Raw genomic sequence first — 15,781 nt, forward strand, 5'->3', positions numbered from 1 at the left:
AATCGAAGCAGAACCTTAGCATGCTTTTGGGCAAAGGCGAGGCAAGCAAGCCCCCGCCCCATCACAATCGATTGAGGCAAGCACTGGCCGGATGGTCAGTCAAGCCAATCCGGCAGGTCGTCCATGCCGATCATGTCATCATAGGTCGGGCGGGCGCGGATGACATGGAACCGATCGCCGTGAACCAGCACTTCCGGAATAAGCGGGCGGGAATTGTACATGCCGGCCTGAACGGCGCCATAGGCGCCGGCGGAGCCGACCGCCATCAGATCGCCGGGTTTCGGCATCGCCATTTCGCGGTCGAGCGCCAGATAGTCGCCGGTTTCGCAAACGGGGCCGACGACATCGGCGCGAATGCGCGGCTCGTGGGCGGCAGAGATCCGCACCGGCATGATCTCGTGCCAGGCTTCATAAAGCGTCGGGCGAATGAGATCGTTCATCGCCGCATCGACGATCACGAAGGTCTTTTCGCCGCCATCCTTCACATAGATGACTTCGGTGACCAGAATGCCGGCATTGCCGACGATCAGGCGGCCCGGTTCGGTCACGATCTTGCAGTCGAGCCCGCGCAGCTGGTTTTTCACCACGCGGGAATATTCTTCCGGATGCGGCGGCGGATCATTGTCGAGCTTGTAGGGAATGCCCAGACCACCCCCGATATCGACATGTTCGATCAGGTGACCGTCCTTGCGCAGCGTCTCGACCAGTTCGGCGAGCAGGCGGAAGGCATCGTCGAAAGGCTGGAGATCGGTGATCTGGCTGCCGATATGCATATCGATGCCGGTTACTTCGATGCCCGGCAGCTTGGCCGCACGGGCATAGACGGCACGGGCCCGCTCGTAGGAAATGCCGAACTTGTTTTCCTTCTTGCCGGTCGAAATCTTGGCATGCGTCTTGGCATCGACATCGGGGTTGATGCGGAAGGAGACCGGCGCGCGCTTGCCCTTGAGGAGGGCGCGCTGGTTGAGCACTTCAAGCTCGGGCTCGCTTTCGACATTGAAGCAATAGATGCCGGCTTCCAGAGCCAGGTCCATCTCGCGCGGCTTCTTGCCGACGCCGGAGAACATGATGCGGGAGGCGGGGATGCCAGCCGCAAGCGCGCGGCGCAGCTCGCCTTCGGAAACGACGTCGATGCCGGCACCAAGACGGCCGATCGTTTTCAGAACCGCCTGGTTGGAGTTGGCCTTCATCGCATAGCAGACGAGCGAATCGACATCGGAGAAGGCTTCCTGGAAAACCTTCACATGACGCTCGAGCGTGGCAGTCGAATAGCAATAAAAAGGTGTGCCGACCTTCTCGGCAATTTCCGGCACTGCCACGCCTTCGGCGTAAAGAACGCCATCCCTGTATTCGAAATGGTTCACGGAATCATCCTGTCAAAGCAGCGGGTCGAGAAAGAAGGGGCGATCGCTGACGGTGCGCTTTTTCGGCTGGACCGGATCGCCCGGCTTAACGGTCACGTCTGTCGATGCCGGTTTCGGCGTATCGAAATCACCCTTGCGACCGCAGCCGGAGACAAGGAGCGCGGTTGCCAGGAGAGCAGCAACGGGCAGGATCTGCTGTTTCGACAGGTTCACGGTCATCTTTCCCTGAGTATCGACAGCAACGCCCTGCCGTATCTGCAACGGCGATGCTCTTCTTTATCGCTTCTTAGCGAAAATCCTGCGGCTTGTGCACCCAGATTCTGGTGAAGCCGGCATCAATCGCCGTGATCAGAGCCGGTTGCGCCAGGCCGCGATCTGTTCGCGGACCCGGTCAGGTGCCGTGCCGCCGTAGCTCTTGCGCGAGGCAACAGAAGCTTCGACGGTCACCACATCATAGACCTTGTCGGTGATTCCGGGATGGATAGCCTGCAGTTGATCGAGCGGCAGGGCCGAAAGATCGCATGCATTCTTTTCGGCGAGCGCCACGACGCGACCGGTGACGTGATGGGCCTCACGGAAGGGCAGGCCGAGTTCGCGCACCAGCCAGTCGGCAAGATCGGTCGCGGTCGAATAGCCCGAACCGGCGGCCTTCTTCATATTGTCGACATTGACCGTCATGTCGGCCACCATGCCGGTCATGGCAGCAATGGCGAGTTCGAGATTTTCGGCGGCATCGAAAACCTGTTCCTTGTCTTCCTGCATGTCCTTCGAGTAGGCGAGCGGCAGGCCCTTCATTACCGTCAGGAGTGCGATCAGCGAACCATTGATGCGGCCGGTCTTGGCGCGCACCAGTTCTGCGGCATCCGGGTTCTTCTTCTGCGGCATGATCGAGGAGCCGGTCGAGAAGGCATCCGAAAGCCGGACAAAGCCGAACTGCGGCGTCGTCCAGATGACGATTTCCTCGGCAAAGCGCGACAGATGAACGGCGCAGATTGCGGCAATTGACAGGAATTCGAGGGCAAAATCGCGATCCGACACGGTGTCGATCGAGTTGCGGGTCGGCTCGCGGAAGCCGAGTGCGGCTGCCGTCATGTGGCGATCGATCGGATAGGGAGTGCCGGCCAGTGCCGCAGCACCGATCGGGCTTTCATCGAGCCGCTCGATGGCATCGCGAACGCGCGACCGGTCGCGGCCGAACATTTCGACATAGGCCATGCAATGGTGGCCGAAGGTCACCGGCTGGGCAGTCTGCAGATGCGTGAAGCCCGGCATGACCGTATCGGCATGCTTTTCGGCCTTGTCGAGGAAGGCGCCGATCAGGGCCGTCAGCATGGCTTCCGTCTTCTTGAGTTCGGCTTTGACCCAGAGGCGAAAATCGAGCGCCACCTGATCGTTGCGCGAACGCGCCGTGTGCAGACGGCCGGCGGCGGCGCCGATAAGCGTGGCAAGACGACTCTCGACATTCATGTGAATGTCTTCAAGTTTGCGTGAGAATTCGAACGCGCCGCTTTCAATCTCCTGCCTGATCTGCTTCAAGCCAGTGATGATCTGGTCGCGATCGGTCTCGGAAATGATGCCGTTGGCTGCCAGCATGGTGGCGTGGGCAATCGAGCCTTCGATATCCTGGGCGTAAAGCTTCTTGTCGAACCCGATCGAGGCGTTGATCTCCTCCATGATCGCGGCGGGACCGGCGGCGAAACGGCCGCCCCACATCTGGTTCGAAGAGGAATTCGAAGAATCTTCTGCCATGACCATGCCCTGACCGGTGAATGAGTGAGACGATGCAGGAAAAGAAAAGATCCCTCTTCCCCTCGATGAAGCTGGTGGCAATTGCCGCCGGAGCGGGCCTCATTGCCGGTGCAGTGGCCGTTTACCTGAAAGAGGCGGCAAAAGGCAATGGGCAAGAGCAGACGGTGGCCGTCGATTGCACGCCCGCCAAGGCAACCGTAGCCCGGCTGACACCGTTTGCCCGCGGTGATGTTGCGGCCTTCATCGTCAACAAGGATCCACAGGCTCTGTCGCTGCCAGCCTTCAAGACGGCGACCGGGAAAGACGCGCGGCTCGAGGATTTTTCGGGCAAGGTGCAGCTCGTCAATCTCTGGGCCACCTGGTGCGTGCCCTGCCGTGAGGAAATGCCGGCCCTGAACGGGCTGCAGAAGGCACTCGGCGGCGAAAGGTTCCAGGTCACCGCCATCAATCTCGATACCGGCAGTGACGAAAAGCCGAAGGAATTTCTCGAAGAAACGAAGATCGATGCATTGCCGCTCTATCACGACGCAACATTATCGAGCTTCAACGCCCTCAAGGCCGCTGGCGTCGCCTTCGGCCTGCCGGCGTCGGTCTTGCTCGACGGCAAAGGTTGCATGCTCGGTTCGCTCAATGGACCGGCGGCCTGGGAGGGCGACGATGCCCAGGCGCTGATCAAGGCCGCGATAGGAGAGGGCGCGTAGATATCCGCGCCTCTCCCCCAATCCTGAACGTTAGCGGCTCGCGTTGCGCGACAGAACCGCGCCTGGACGCAGGCGCGCCAGCTGATCTGTGACGAGTGCGGTCACTGCAGCCTTGATCACGTCACCGATCAGGAACGGTGTTGAAAGAAGCGCTGCTTCGGACAGGCTTTTGCCGAGCACCAGCGACATGCCGACGATGCCCATCGCATAGAGAACCACGACGCCACCGAACAGGGCCGATACGAAAGCGGAAATCGCAATCGGCGCTTTCATACGCTCCATCAGCCAGCCGGCTGCAAAGGCAGCGAAGGGAAAGCCGATGGCAAAGCCGGCCGTGGGACCCACGAAGACACCCAGGCCGCCACGACCGCCGGCCAAAAGCGGCAGGCCGACGGCAACCAACGCCAGCAACAAGGCGCCTGCCAGGAAGCCGCGCTTGGCGCCGAGAATGATTCCGGCCATCATCACGCCCATCGACTGGGCGGTGATCGGAACGCCAGAAACGAGATCGATCTTCGGCACCAGTCCGAGAAGGGCAATCAGCGCCGCAAAAAGCGCGATCAGGGCAACATTACGTTCCATGGGATCTCTCCTATAAGCCGCCGCGCGCCCGCAGCGCTTCGGCAATCTGTTCAGCGTCATCAATGGCGGCGAGCGTCATCGGTACGAGGATGTGCCAGTTCTGCCGTCGAAAACTGCGTGCCCGCCAGGCTTCCGCCAGCTGGTTTGCCCGCTGCATAAGCACGGGAACGAAGCGGATGACAAGTGCTATCGAAATCGCGAGAACGCGCGGCGACAGGCCGAGCCGGGCGCAAGGCGCCGCAAGGCGCTCGATCACCGCGATCATGTCATCGAGCCGCGTCGTCATGGTAACGAGGTTTGCCAGGGCCACAGCCGTCAGCATCTTGACGCTGATGGCGATGCCTGCCCAGAGCCCTTGCCAGCCGGAGGAAAGTCCATGCCAGACAAGGAGGACGACAACGAATGGCCAGAGCGGCCGCAGATGTTTCAGCCCATGGACGGCAAAGCGCCACCCTTCCGCAAGATAAAGTGCGGCCGCCGCTCCAAAGGCACAGAGGATTGGAACCGGCGCAGACAGAGGCATGACCACAAGCGTGGCTGCAGCAAGGAGCGCCAGTTTCGCCCCGGCCTGAATGGCGTGATACCGCGTTTTAAAAGGCGATGTCAGTGTCAGCATCGATCGAACCCAACCGTAGCATCTCGGCTTCGAATTCCGGCAGCACCCTCGCCGGTGGCCCGTCGGCGCGAATCTGCCCCGCCTCCAGCCATAGAACCCTTTGTGCGCTTGATGCTGTCCTCGCATCATGGGTGATGAAAATGAGGCGTTGCTGCAGCTGATCGAAAATGCGTGCCATCCGCGTGACCGTTGGCTGATCGAAACTCGCAAACGGCTCATCGAGCAGAATGCTATCCGGCTTCATGGCGAGGATAGAAAGCAGGCAGAGAAAATGGCGCTGGCCCTGCGAGAGCGAATGAACGGTTGCTGTCAGCCAATGGCTGCGTCCATGGCGGGCCAGCAAATCCTCCACCATGGAAGCGGCTTCCGCCTTGGTCCGGCCTTGCTGCTGAAGGCCGAAGGCGAGCTCCTCGGCAACGGTCGGAAAGATGATCTGGTGGTCCGGGTTTTGGAACAGGATGCCGATGCGATCGAGCATCGCCTTGCGATCCCTGGCCGGATCGATGCCGTCGACGAGGACGGATCCGGATGTCGGCGCAACCAGCCCGGCCATCAGCCGTAGCAGCGTCGTCTTGCCCGATCCGTTGCGTCCGATGATGGCGATCCGCCGTTCCGAAAGCGCAAAGGAAAGGTCCGACAGGATCAATTTGCCCGCCACCGCGTAGGCGGCCCTGTCGAGACTGATGCCTTGCTGGTTCGGCGTATGGCGCAATTCGTTCGACAAGGACGGAGTGTGCTCCTCTAGTTCAAGACTTCAAGCGGGTTCTCTGTCTCATTAGCCGCAAGAGCGATGCATCGTCTATCGCATTTCGAAGCGGATTTCGGCTTTGCCGGCTCTGCCCAAGCCGAAATCCGGTCGGCGGCATGGCCGACACTCGACGAGGTGAACCAAATTTCTGCAGTTTTCACCGATCCCCGCATCGCTACAAGTCAATCGCCACTCTGCAGCCATTGGCGAAACGCAAAGGAGATCTGAGATGACCAGCTATACCGAAACGCTCGTCAATACCCAGACCAACAATCACCAGAATCTACCGGCGATAGCAGCACTAGCCGATGGCGGTTGGGTTATCACATGGATGAGCGCCGATCAGGATGGCAATGGCTATGGCATCTTCGCCCAGCGCTATGCGGCTGACGGAAGCCTCGTGGACGACGAGTTTCTGGTCAACTCCTACCTTCCTTCGGACCAGTATGAACCGACCATCGCCGCGCTTGACGATGGCGGCTTTATCATTTGCTGGGCGAGCGATGGCCAGGATGGCAGCGGTTTCGGCATCTACGGCATGCGTTTCAATGCCGATGGCGTTCAGGTTGGCAACGAGTTTCGGGTCAACAGCTATACGACAGGAGAGCAATCGGGTGCTGCAGTGACCGCGCTGGAAGATGGCGGTTTCGTGGTTGCCTGGACCAGTTATCTGCAGGATGGCAGTTCTTTCGGCGTCTACCAGCAGCGCTACGACAAGTACGGTAACACTGTCGGCAACGAAACCCAAGTCAACTACTATACGACCAATGGCCAGAGCGATGCGAGTGTGACGGGCCTTGCTGATGGGGGATGGGTGGTCACCTGGTCCAGCAATGGGCAGGACGGCTACGGCTTCGGCATCTACATGCGGATCTATGATGCCTCCGGTGCTGAACGAAGCATCCCGTCGCGGGTCAATGTCGATACCGACTCCCAACAGATCAAGAGCACTGTCGTGCCGCTCGACGATGGTGGTTTCATCGTCGGCTTCATGGACTATCTGTCCGGGAAAAACCTGTTTCGTCGTTTTGATGCCAATGGGGTCGCTATCGGCACGGTGACAGCCGCATCGGACATTGGCGACGCCGCGAACCTCTCGATTGCGGTTCTGGAGGATGGCGGGTTTGTCATGACATGGTCTGACGGAGCCGCGGGAGACACGTCGATCGGGGTTCGCATGCGGCGGTTCGATGCCGACGGAGAAGCAATGGGTGCAGCCACGCTCGTCAACACGACAAAGACGGGCGAGCAGTCTTACTCGACGGTCACCGCTCTTGCCGATGGCGGGTGGGTGGTTACCTGGCGGTCTTACCAGGGCGGCTCTTCCTTCGATGTGTATATGCAGCGGTACAATGCCGATGGCGGAAAGGTTTCGATCACGGCGCCGGAAGCGTCCAATGAAACGGTCGCCCTCGCTGAAGATCATACCCATACCTTCTCGGTTGACGATTTCGGTTTTTCGGATGCCGATGGAGACACACTCGCCTTCGTTACGATCGAGGCGCTTCCGGAAAGCGGATCCCTGACGCTGAACGGCGTTTCGGTGAGCAAGGGGCAGGCCATAGCGGCCGCGGATATAGTAGGGCTCGAATGGACGCCAGATCGGGATCAGAACGGCGTCGCCGCTGCATCCCTTGCCTTTTCCGTGACCGACAGTTATGGAACCACGTCCAGCGAGACCCACAAGATCACGTTCGATCTCTCAGCCGAAGCTGATGCGCCGAAAGCGACGGACCGAACTGTCTCGCTGATCGAGGACCTGTCTTACAGCTTTTCGATTGCGGACTTCGGCTTTTCTGATGCCGATGGTGACGCCCTTTCTTCCATCACGATCACCGCCTTGCCTACCCTTGGAAGCCTCACCCTCAATGGGGTTGCGATCCAGGAGGGTGACGACATCCTCGCCGCAGATATCGCGCATATGGTCTGGACCCCTGATGCCGATCTCAGCGGTGAGGATGTCGCGCAGCTGAAATTTACAGTCCACGACGATAGTGGCGCGGTTTCTGCATCCGACTATGTGCTTTCCTTTGATGTCGAGGATGTCAACGATGCACCTTCTGCTACTGGAAAGACCATTACGATCAGCGAAGACCAGGCGAGGGCCTTCTCGTCCGATGATTTCGGGTTCAGCGATACCGACGGAGATCAGTTGGCCTATGTGGTAATTTCGGCGCTGCCGTCATCCGGCAGTCTCACCTTCGACGGTGCCGCAGTTACGGCTGGTCAGAAAGTGGCGGTAGCGGATCTCGAATCACTCATCTACATGCCAGCCGTCAATGCCTGCGGAAAAAACCTTGCATCCTTCACCTACCAGGTCATCGATGACGGCGGTCGCAGCCACGATGGTGAAAATCGCAGCCTTTCTTCGGCAACACTCCGGATCGATGTGACCGACAGCGTCGACCGGTTCATCGGAACTTCGGCCAGCGATCGCTTAACGGGAACCATGGGGGCCGATGTGATCAGGGGGCTTGACAGCGCCGACCGGGTTTCAGGTGGCGCCGGCAAGGACAGGATCGACGGTGGGGCCGGCCATGACCGGCTTTCCGGCGGTGGTGATAGCGATCGGTTTGTCTTCTCCGGCTCGTTCGGCAAGGATACGATTACCGATTTTGACGCGGTCGGATCCGACCACGATCTTCTCGACATCAGCAGCATCAAATCGATCACCAGCTGGAATGACCTCACCAGCCACCATATGCGGCAGGTCGGTGACGATGTGGTGATCGATGCCGGCTCCGGTGCGACGATTACGCTTTCGGACCTCTGGATCCGGACACTGGACAAGGCGGACGTCATGATTTGATCGTCGCCTGGAGCCGTGGCGACGGAAGGCCGTCGCCACGAGAAATCACTCCTGCGAAAACTCGGTTTCGATCGTTACCGAAACATCGCGACCGAGCGCCGGAAGGGCGAAATCGAGACCCCATTTGGTCCGGTCGATCACGAGCGTGCCGGAAAAGCCGAGTTTGGCAACCTTCTCCATCGGATGCTTTGCAAAAGAGCCGTTGAAGGTCACCTCCATCGTGGCCGGGTGGGTCTGGCCTCGGAACGTGAGATCGCCGGTGACGCGGCCATTTCTATCGTCGGTCTTCTCAATCGACGTTGCGACGAAGGTGATCGGCTGGCCAGCGAGGAAAGCCTTGTCGGTCGCGATCTTGCGGTCGAAATCCTCTTCCTGCGGCGCCGGGAAATCGGTCCGGACGGAGGATGGATCGATTGAGACTTCCAGCTTCGACTGGGTTGGCTCTTCCGCGTTCCAGTCGAGGACTGCTTTCGCCATCACGAAGCGGGCCGTATAGTTGGACAGGCCGAAATGTGAAATCTTCCAGGTCACACTCGTATGGGCAATATCGGCGATATAGTGGCCGCTGGGAGCCGGCTCGGGTCTGTCGGCGCCCAGTGTCGGTGTTGCCAGAAATGTCAGGATAAGCAGGCTGTTGCGAAGGGTGGAGATGGCGGCCTGAAATCCGAAAGGGGTCTTCTGATTGCTCATGCTGCCTGCTCCAGCGAATTGGTGAGATTGCGAAACGCTTCGACGCTGAGGCTGGGACGGGCGGCGAATTCGAGCACGGCGTGAAAAGCTTCCGGCGGCGCGACTTTCCGAATGCCGGCAAGCAGCGCCAACCTCTCGTCCGGATTCATCGCCGGAATCATGATCCGCATGAAAGCCATGTTCATGTCCGGCGCCATGGAGCCAACGATCCGCATTTCGATTTCGGCCAGCGCCTGGTCATCGAGATTGGCCCATAGAGCCGGTGCGGTGACGGTTTCTTCTTCATGCATGTGTTCCAGATCTTCTGCGACATAGGCAGCGAAAGCGAGATAGAGATGTCGCAGCTTTTCCTGCTTGCGCTCAGCGGGTGCCTTCTCGACGTCAACGATCATGGCTTCGAGTTTGCCGAAAGCGATGCGGTGATCCTCGTGCTGGTCGTCCAGTGTCGCGGTCGAAACGGAAAGGCTCTGGAGGCGTCCGTGAATTTCACGATCCTCGTGCACGACATGGGCAGCGGCAAGCCTGAGCAGACCGCGAAGCTCGGACATGAGATCGGCGATTTCTGTGGCGTTGTTGCGATCGGCGGCGCCCAATCGACCGAGAAGGTCGCATTGCGCGCGACGCAGCCCCTTGTGAACGGCGCCGTAAAGATCATAACGACCGTTGGTCGGTGGGACCTGATCGAAAGCGATATGATGAGACATGATGGTTTCCTCGATTGTGATGAGCCGGCCGGTTTCCCTTCGGCTTGCGAGGCATGTATCGTCACGGCTGGGCCATTGCTTCCTAAATGGCTCTTAAGCCTTCGACCCCGTTGCTAAGAATATCCTAACGCCATAAAAGTCACGGTGGGGCGGAAGGGAACCATGATCGAACAGGAAGTCGCATCAATTCTTGAATCGCGGGTGATGATACTTGTCTCAACCCCGGGCATGGGCGCGCGCCCGACGATCGGACGCGCTACCGGGGCCAGGTTCAACGCGGCAATCGGCCAGGTCGAGCTCCTGGTTTCGGCCAGCCAGTGGCCGGAAGTCTCTCGCTATGCATTGCCTGGACGAAAGATCGCCAGCACCTATGTTCGCCCCTCGGACTATCGCGCCTACCAGATCAAGGGCGTGATCGCCGAGGTCTGCCCGGCCAATGCGGAAGAAGCCGCCCGGGGAACCCGCTATGTCGAAGACATGTTGGAAGAAATGCGCACTCTGGGCGTGAGCCGGATCCAGCTTTCCAGCACGCTCTGTGATCGCGATCTGCAGCGCATTCGTTTCTGGCCTACCGATCTGTTCGCGCAGACCCCGGGGCCACTTGCGGGCCAGCGCCTGCCGATGGGAGAGCCGCGATGATCCGGCTCAGCAGCATCCGCGACAGTTTCGAAGGGGTCATTCCGTCCGTCATCGCAACGATGGATGCGTCCGGACAACCCAACATCTCCTATCTGTCGCACATCTATTACATCGATGAGCGGCATGTCGCCCTTTCCAACCAGTTCTTCTCCAAGACCTCCGAGAATATCCGCAACTCGAACCGGGCGAGTGCGATGGTGGTCAGTGGCCGGACGGGTGTCCAGCACATTCTCGACATCACATTCAAAGAGTCACTGCAGGCAGGCCCGCTGTTTGACCGGCTGTCGGCGCATCTGAAGGCCATGGGCCATGCCGCAGGCATGGAGGAGGTGATGCGCTTGCGCGCCATCGATATCTTTCATGTTGAGGATTGTAGGCTGGTGACGCCGGTTGCGCCCCTGGAATTGCCGGATCCGGCCAAAGAGGATCCCGGTTGCGATCATCTTTCGCGCGCCGCCCTTATCGTTCGTGACATCGGCGCAGAACTGGATCCGGAAAGGATGTTCGACACGGCGCTTGAAGGTCTCAATCAGCGCTTTGGCTATCCCTACGCGCTCGTCTCCATTCCCAACGAAGATGAACAGAAGCTCGTCACCATCGCCAGCATGGGCTATCGAGACTATGGTTTCGGCTCTGAAATCCCCTTCGGCGAGGGGGCGATCGGTGTCGCTGCGGTCTCGCGGCAACCGGTTAGGATTTCCGATTTCAGTCGGGGACTGCGCTACGTCACGGCAGTCCAGGCCACTGCGGGCTCGATGCCGGATGCCGTCATTCCGCTACCGCTTCTCATTGCACCGCTCAGCCAGCTTGCCGTGCCGATGATGGTGCGGGGGCGTCTGATGGGGGTTCTGTTCGTTGAGTCTGAACGGAATTTCGCCTTCGATTATCGCGATGAAGAGGCGCTGACCATCATTGCGACGCAACTGGCGACCGGTTTGCTGCTTGCCGAACGCGATTCCCACGATGGCGAGCCCGCTGTCGTTCCTCCATCTCCGCCAGAGATCGAACGGCCAGCCAGCCGCTTCCTCGTGCGCTATTTTGCCCATGACGGAAGCCTGTTCATCGACGATGACTATGTCATCCGCGGTGTGCCCGGGCGCCTGCTCCATCATTTCCTTGAATGTTACCTGGCTCACGGTCAGCAGGATTTCTCGAACCGGGAAATCCGCCGCAACAGGGCGATCGCCTTGCCCGATTTCAAGGACAATCTCGAAACACGACTGATCCTGCTCAAGCGGCGGCTGGACGAAAAGGGTGGGCCGATCAGGATCGAAAGACCCGAGCGCGGCCGTATCCGGCTTGAAATCCGTGGCGTTCCGCAGATCGACGTCGTCCAGAGTTGATCGGGCATCTGTTTGGCGCCGGACGGAGCGTCTCGATTCCGGCGAATGGATCCTGTTCGCAACGCCCCATTGAAACCATCCGCCACTTCCTTTAAGAGACCGCCAAAATCCGTCGTCCCGACGGCGGAAGCAACAATGACGCGGGCTGGCTTTCCTGCCGTCCGCTGCAACCGGAACAGACTGGCATGGCACGCATCGTTATGAAATTCGGCGGCACTTCGGTCGCCAATCTTGAACGCATTCATAATGTCGCGCGCCACGTGAAACGTGAAGTCGATGCCGGCCACGAAGTCGCGGTCGTCGTCTCGGCCATGTCGGGCAAGACCAACGAACTCGTCGCCTGGGTTCAGGACACGCCGAAGGCGAATGGTTCCGAGAGCCCGTTCTACGATGCGCGCGAATATGATGCGGTAGTGGCATCGGGCGAACAGGTGACCTCCGGACTGCTGGCGATCGCGCTGCAATCGATGGGCATCAATGCCCGCTCTTGGCAGGGCTGGCAGATCCCGATCCGTACCGACAATGCCCATGGCGCTGCCCGTATCATGGAAATCGACGGGTCAGACATCATCCGCCGCATGGGTGAGGGTCAGGTGGCCGTGGTCGCCGGTTTCCAGGGTCTCGGGCCGGACAATCGCATTGCAACGCTCGGTCGTGGCGGTTCCGATACCTCGGCCGTGGCGATCGCTGCCGCGGTGAAGGCCGATCGCTGCGATATCTATACCGATGTCGATGGCGTCTATACGACCGATCCGCGCATCGAGCCGAAGGCACGCCGCCTCAAGAAGGTTGTGTTCGAGGAAATGCTCGAAATGGCCTCGCTTGGCTCCAAGGTTCTGCAGGTTCGTTCGGTGGAACTCGCCATGGTGCACAAGGTGCGCACCTTCGTTCGTTCGTCATTCGAGGATCCCGATGCGCCGGGCATGGGCGACCTCTTGAACCCGCCCGGTACATTGATTTGTGATGAGGAAGAAATCGTGGAACAGGAAGTCGTAACCGGCATCGCCTTCGCCAAGGATGAGGCGCAGATCTCTCTTCGCCGTGTGGCGGACCGCCCTGGTGTTTCGGCAGCCATTTTCGGGCCGCTGGCGGCCTCCCACATCAATGTCGACATGATCGTGCAGAACATCTCCGAAGATGGTTCGCGCACCGACATGACATTTACGGTTCCATCGGGCGATCTCGACAAGGCACTCAAGGTGCTGGAAGGCGAAAAGCAGACCGTCGGCTTTGACGTGATCCAGTCCGAATCGGGTCTGGTGAAGGTTTCCGTCATCGGTATCGGCATGCGCAGCCATGCCGGCGTTGCGGCAACCGCCTTCTCGGCACTGGCTGGCAAGGGCATCAACATCAAGGCGATCACGACATCTGAAATCAAGATTTCTATTTTGATCGATGGTGCCTATGGAGAACTGGCAGTTCGCACTTTGCATTCCGCCTACGGACTGGATAAGAAATAATCATTGCCCGGAGGGGCTGGCGGCCCGGTGATTCTCTGACGATTCTGCGGACGCTCTTCTTTCGGGATAGGTTTGTCGAAAGGGCGCCGAAGTGGTGAGAGACATTGCTGCCGGACCGCGCATTCTCCTGCGGCGGCTCAGAGAACTCTCGGCCGAGCCGCTGGAACCACAAGAGCGGCTGGACCGGATCGTCGGTCAGATTGCGCGCAACATGGTTGCCGAGGTCTGCTCGGTCTACGTGTTGCGTGCCGACGGTGTTCTCGAGCTGTATGCCACCGAGGGTCTGAACAAGGAATCGGTCCACTTCGCCCAACTGAAGATGGGCGAAGGTCTCGTCGGTACCATTGCGGCTTCCGCGCAGCCTCTCAATCTTTCCGACGCCCAGAGCCATCCGGCCTTCGCTTACCTGCCTGAAACCGGCGAAGAACTGTTTCATTCCTTCCTGGGCGTGCCGATCCTTCGCGCTGGTCGCGCGCTCGGCGTTCTCGTCGTGCAGAACCGAGCCCAGCGCCACTATTCTGACGACGAGCTCGAGGCGCTCGAAACCGTTGCCATGCTGCTTGCCGAGATGGTGGCTTCGGGCGAACTCAAGAAACTCACCAAACCGGGCCAGGAACTCGATCTTTCGCGACCGGTGACGATCTCCGGCGAGCCCTATGGCGATGGGATCGGGCTCGGTTATGTCGTGCTGCATGATCCGCGCGTGGTCGTGACCAACCTGCTCAATGACGATGCCGATCTCGAACTTAACCGTCTCGGCGAGGCGCTCGGCTCCCTTCGCATCCATATCGATGACATGCTCTCGCGCCGCGAAGTGTCGATGGAAGGCGAGCATCGCGCGGTGCTCGAGGCCTATCGCATGTTCGCCCACGATCGTGGCTGGGTGCGCAAGCTCGAGGAAGCGATCCGCAACGGTCTGACCGCAGAAGCGGCGGTGGAACGCGTACAAAGCGAAACCCGCGCCCGCATGATGCGTCTGACCGATCCCTATCTGCGGGAGCGGATGCATGATTTCGACGATCTCGCCAACCGGCTTCTGCGCCAGCTGGCCGGATATGGTGCCCATGCGGCAGGCGATGGCTTTCCTGCAGACGCCATCGTGATTGCGCGTGCGATGGGTGCGGCAGAACTGCTCGATTATCCGCGTGCCAACCTGCGCGGCCTCGTGCTCGAGGAAGGCGCCGTGACCAGTCATGTGGTGATCGTCGCCAAGGCGATGGGCATCCCGGTGGTCGGGCAGGCGGAAAGTGCCGTTTCGCTGGCGGAAAAGGGCGATGCCATCATCATCGATGGCGATGACGGCAAAGTGCATCTGCGGCCCGCCCAGGATGTTCAGAAGGCCTATGAGGAAAAGGCTCGCTTCCGCGCGCGCCGGCAGGAGCAGTTCCGTGCCCTGCGCTCGGTCGAGCCGGTGACCCGCGACGGACGCCGCATCAGCCTCAACATGAATGCCGGCCTGCTCGTCGATCTGCCGCAGCTTTCCGAAGCGGGCGCCGAGGGCATCGGCCTGTTCCGCACCGAACTGCAATTCATGATCGCCTCGACCATGCCGAAGGGTGAGGAGCAGGAAGCCTTCTACCGCAGTGTCATGAAGCAGGCTGGTGGACGGCCCGTAACCTTCCGGACGCTCGACATCGGCTCGGACAAGGTCGTTCCCTATTTCCAGGCGATCAAGGAAGAGAATCCGGCCCTTGGCTGGCGGGCAATCCGCCTGGCGCTCGACCGGCCGGGCTTGCTGCGCACGCAGCTGCGGGCACTGCTCAAGGCCTGCGCCGGCACCGAATTGAAGATCATGATCCCGATGGTCACCGAGGTTTCGGAACTCCGGCAGGTGCGCGCCCTTTTAACCAAAGAGGTTCAGCATCTTTCCAAGTTCGGGCATTCCCTGCCCAATAAGCTGCAGTTCGGCGCCATGCTGGAAGTGCCGTCACTGATGTGGCAGCTCGACGAATTGATGGAGGAAACGGATTTCGTTTCGGTCGGGTCCAACGATCTGTTCCAGTTCGCAATGGCGGTGGATCGCGGCAATGCGCGGGTGTCTGATCGGTTCGATATTCTTGGACGCCCGTTCCTGCGCATCCTGCGCGATATTGTTCGCGCAGGCGAAAGGGCAGGAACGCCGGTGACATTGTGCGGCGAAATGGCGGGCAAGCCACTGTCGGCAATGGCGCTTCTCGGCCTCGGTTTCCGGTCCGTATCGATGTCGCCAGCCTCGATCGGTCCGGTCAAGGCGATGCTGCTCGGGCTCGACACCGGTGTGCTGCGCCAGGTGATGGACGAGGCGCTTGATGATACGGTGTCGCAGGTTCCGATGCGGGAAATCCTCAATCGTTTCGCCGAAACGCACAATATCCCGCTCTGATACGGACACTCATC

At 60.0% G+C, this 15,781-nt stretch carries 14 protein-coding genes; 6 read left to right on the forward strand and 8 right to left on the reverse strand.

What is annotated here, in order from left to right; genetic code table 11:
* Positions 1-95 precede the first annotated feature (95 nt).
* The 3 genes from lysA to argH form a co-directional block, all read right to left on the reverse strand.
* On the reverse strand, positions 96-1,364 hold the full coding sequence (gene lysA / locus Q4481_RS12525) for a diaminopimelate decarboxylase (protein WP_304376715.1): 1,269 nt from the start codon (positions 1,362-1,364) through the stop codon (positions 96-98).
* A gap of 12 nt (positions 1,365-1,376) precedes the next feature.
* The gene (gene lptM / locus Q4481_RS12530) at positions 1,377-1,577 is read right to left on the reverse strand and encodes an LPS translocon maturation chaperone LptM (protein WP_354542297.1); all 201 of its coding nucleotides are present in this window, start codon (positions 1,575-1,577) and stop codon (positions 1,377-1,379) included.
* Between the two features lie 135 nt (positions 1,578-1,712).
* Positions 1,713-3,113, reverse strand: coding sequence for an argininosuccinate lyase (argH, locus tag Q4481_RS12535; RefSeq protein ID WP_304376716.1), 1,401 nt, complete (start codon positions 3,111-3,113; stop codon positions 1,713-1,715).
* 32 nt (positions 3,114-3,145) lie between these two features.
* On the opposite strand from argH, the gene tlpA reads away from it, so the two are divergent.
* Complete coding sequence (gene tlpA, locus Q4481_RS12540; RefSeq protein WP_377353824.1) at positions 3,146-3,814, forward strand: thiol:disulfide interchange protein TlpA; 669 nt, start codon at positions 3,146-3,148, stop codon at positions 3,812-3,814.
* Between the two features lie 30 nt (positions 3,815-3,844).
* Here the strand turns inward: tlpA and Q4481_RS12545 are convergent, their stop codons facing one another.
* The 3 genes from Q4481_RS12545 to Q4481_RS12555 are packed head-to-tail and all read right to left on the reverse strand — an operon-like array spanning position 3,845 to position 5,736.
* A complete protein-coding gene (locus tag Q4481_RS12545) occupies positions 3,845-4,396 on the reverse strand; it encodes a biotin transporter BioY (protein ID WP_304376718.1) in 552 nt (183 codons plus the stop codon).
* Positions 4,397-4,406: 10 nt separating this feature from the next.
* On the reverse strand, positions 4,407-5,012 hold the full coding sequence (locus Q4481_RS12550; protein ID WP_304376719.1) for an energy-coupling factor transporter transmembrane component T: 606 nt from the start codon (positions 5,010-5,012) through the stop codon (positions 4,407-4,409).
* Positions 4,987-5,736 carry an energy-coupling factor ABC transporter ATP-binding protein gene (locus Q4481_RS12555; protein WP_304376720.1) on the reverse strand — a complete coding sequence of 250 codons (750 nt, stop codon included), beginning with the start codon at positions 5,734-5,736 and terminating at the stop codon, positions 4,987-4,989. Before Q4481_RS12555 ends, Q4481_RS12550 begins: the two co-directional genes overlap by 26 nt.
* Positions 5,737-5,989: 253 nt before the next feature.
* Here Q4481_RS12555 and Q4481_RS12560 point away from each other — a divergent pair, with 253 nt between their 5' ends.
* Positions 5,990-8,569: an Ig-like domain-containing protein gene (locus Q4481_RS12560; RefSeq protein WP_304376721.1), complete on the forward strand. Its 2,580-nt coding sequence runs from the start codon at positions 5,990-5,992 to the stop codon at positions 8,567-8,569.
* A gap of 45 nt (positions 8,570-8,614) precedes the next feature.
* Here Q4481_RS12560 and Q4481_RS12565 read toward each other — a convergent pair whose 3' ends face one another.
* Positions 8,615-9,259, reverse strand: coding sequence for a YceI family protein (locus Q4481_RS12565; RefSeq protein ID WP_304376722.1), 645 nt, complete (start codon positions 9,257-9,259; stop codon positions 8,615-8,617).
* The gene (locus tag Q4481_RS12570; protein ID WP_304376723.1) at positions 9,256-9,963 is read right to left on the reverse strand and encodes a hemerythrin domain-containing protein; all 708 of its coding nucleotides are present in this window, start codon (positions 9,961-9,963) and stop codon (positions 9,256-9,258) included. The genes Q4481_RS12565 and Q4481_RS12570 overlap by 4 nt, the downstream gene beginning before the upstream one ends.
* Before the next feature lie 162 nt (positions 9,964-10,125).
* On the opposite strand from Q4481_RS12570, the gene Q4481_RS12575 reads away from it, so the two are divergent.
* From Q4481_RS12575 to ptsP, 4 genes are all read left to right on the forward strand, one after another.
* Positions 10,126-10,602, forward strand: coding sequence for a hypothetical protein (locus tag Q4481_RS12575; RefSeq protein WP_304376724.1), 477 nt, complete (start codon positions 10,126-10,128; stop codon positions 10,600-10,602).
* The gene (locus Q4481_RS12580) at positions 10,599-11,945 is read left to right on the forward strand and encodes a GAF domain-containing protein (RefSeq protein WP_304376725.1); all 1,347 of its coding nucleotides are present in this window, start codon (positions 10,599-10,601) and stop codon (positions 11,943-11,945) included. The genes Q4481_RS12575 and Q4481_RS12580 overlap by 4 nt, the downstream gene beginning before the upstream one ends.
* A 185-nt stretch (positions 11,946-12,130) precedes the next feature.
* Positions 12,131-13,405, forward strand: a complete 1,275-nt coding sequence (locus Q4481_RS12585) for an aspartate kinase (RefSeq protein WP_304376726.1) — start codon at positions 12,131-12,133, stop codon at positions 13,403-13,405.
* A gap of 94 nt (positions 13,406-13,499) precedes the next feature.
* Positions 13,500-15,767 carry a phosphoenolpyruvate--protein phosphotransferase gene (gene ptsP / locus Q4481_RS12590; RefSeq protein ID WP_304376727.1) on the forward strand — a complete coding sequence of 756 codons (2,268 nt, stop codon included), beginning with the start codon at positions 13,500-13,502 and terminating at the stop codon, positions 15,765-15,767.
* Positions 15,768-15,781: the final 14 nt, after the last annotated feature.

Origin of the sequence: Fluviirhizobium alvei (assembly GCF_030551875.1) — a bacterium.
Classification (GTDB): Bacteria; Pseudomonadota; Alphaproteobacteria; order Rhizobiales; family Rhizobiaceae; genus Rhizobium_E; species Rhizobium_E alvei.

What these genes read in the sequence shown, in the direction of transcription:
- Q4481_RS12575 (WP_304376724.1), top strand. Translation starts at nt 10,126, where the DNA reads ATGATCGAACAGGAAGTCGCATCAATTCTTGAATCGCGGGTGATGATA.
- argH (WP_304376716.1), bottom strand. Translation starts at nt 3,113, where the DNA reads ATGGCAGAAGATTCTTCGAATTCCTCTTCGAACCAGATGTGGGGCGGC.
- Q4481_RS12545 (WP_304376718.1), bottom strand. Translation starts at nt 4,396, where the DNA reads ATGGAACGTAATGTTGCCCTGATCGCGCTTTTTGCGGCGCTGATTGCC.
- Q4481_RS12580 (WP_304376725.1), top strand. Translation starts at nt 10,599, where the DNA reads ATGATCCGGCTCAGCAGCATCCGCGACAGTTTCGAAGGGGTCATTCCG.
- Q4481_RS12550 (WP_304376719.1), bottom strand. Translation starts at nt 5,012, where the DNA reads ATGCTGACACTGACATCGCCTTTTAAAACGCGGTATCACGCCATTCAG.
- tlpA (WP_377353824.1), top strand. Translation starts at nt 3,146, where the DNA reads ATGCAGGAAAAGAAAAGATCCCTCTTCCCCTCGATGAAGCTGGTGGCA.
- Q4481_RS12565 (WP_304376722.1), bottom strand. Translation starts at nt 9,259, where the DNA reads ATGAGCAATCAGAAGACCCCTTTCGGATTTCAGGCCGCCATCTCCACC.
- Q4481_RS12560 (WP_304376721.1), top strand. Translation starts at nt 5,990, where the DNA reads ATGACCAGCTATACCGAAACGCTCGTCAATACCCAGACCAACAATCAC.
- Q4481_RS12570 (WP_304376723.1), bottom strand. Translation starts at nt 9,963, where the DNA reads ATGTCTCATCATATCGCTTTCGATCAGGTCCCACCGACCAACGGTCGT.
- Q4481_RS12585 (WP_304376726.1), top strand. Translation starts at nt 12,131, where the DNA reads ATGGCACGCATCGTTATGAAATTCGGCGGCACTTCGGTCGCCAATCTT.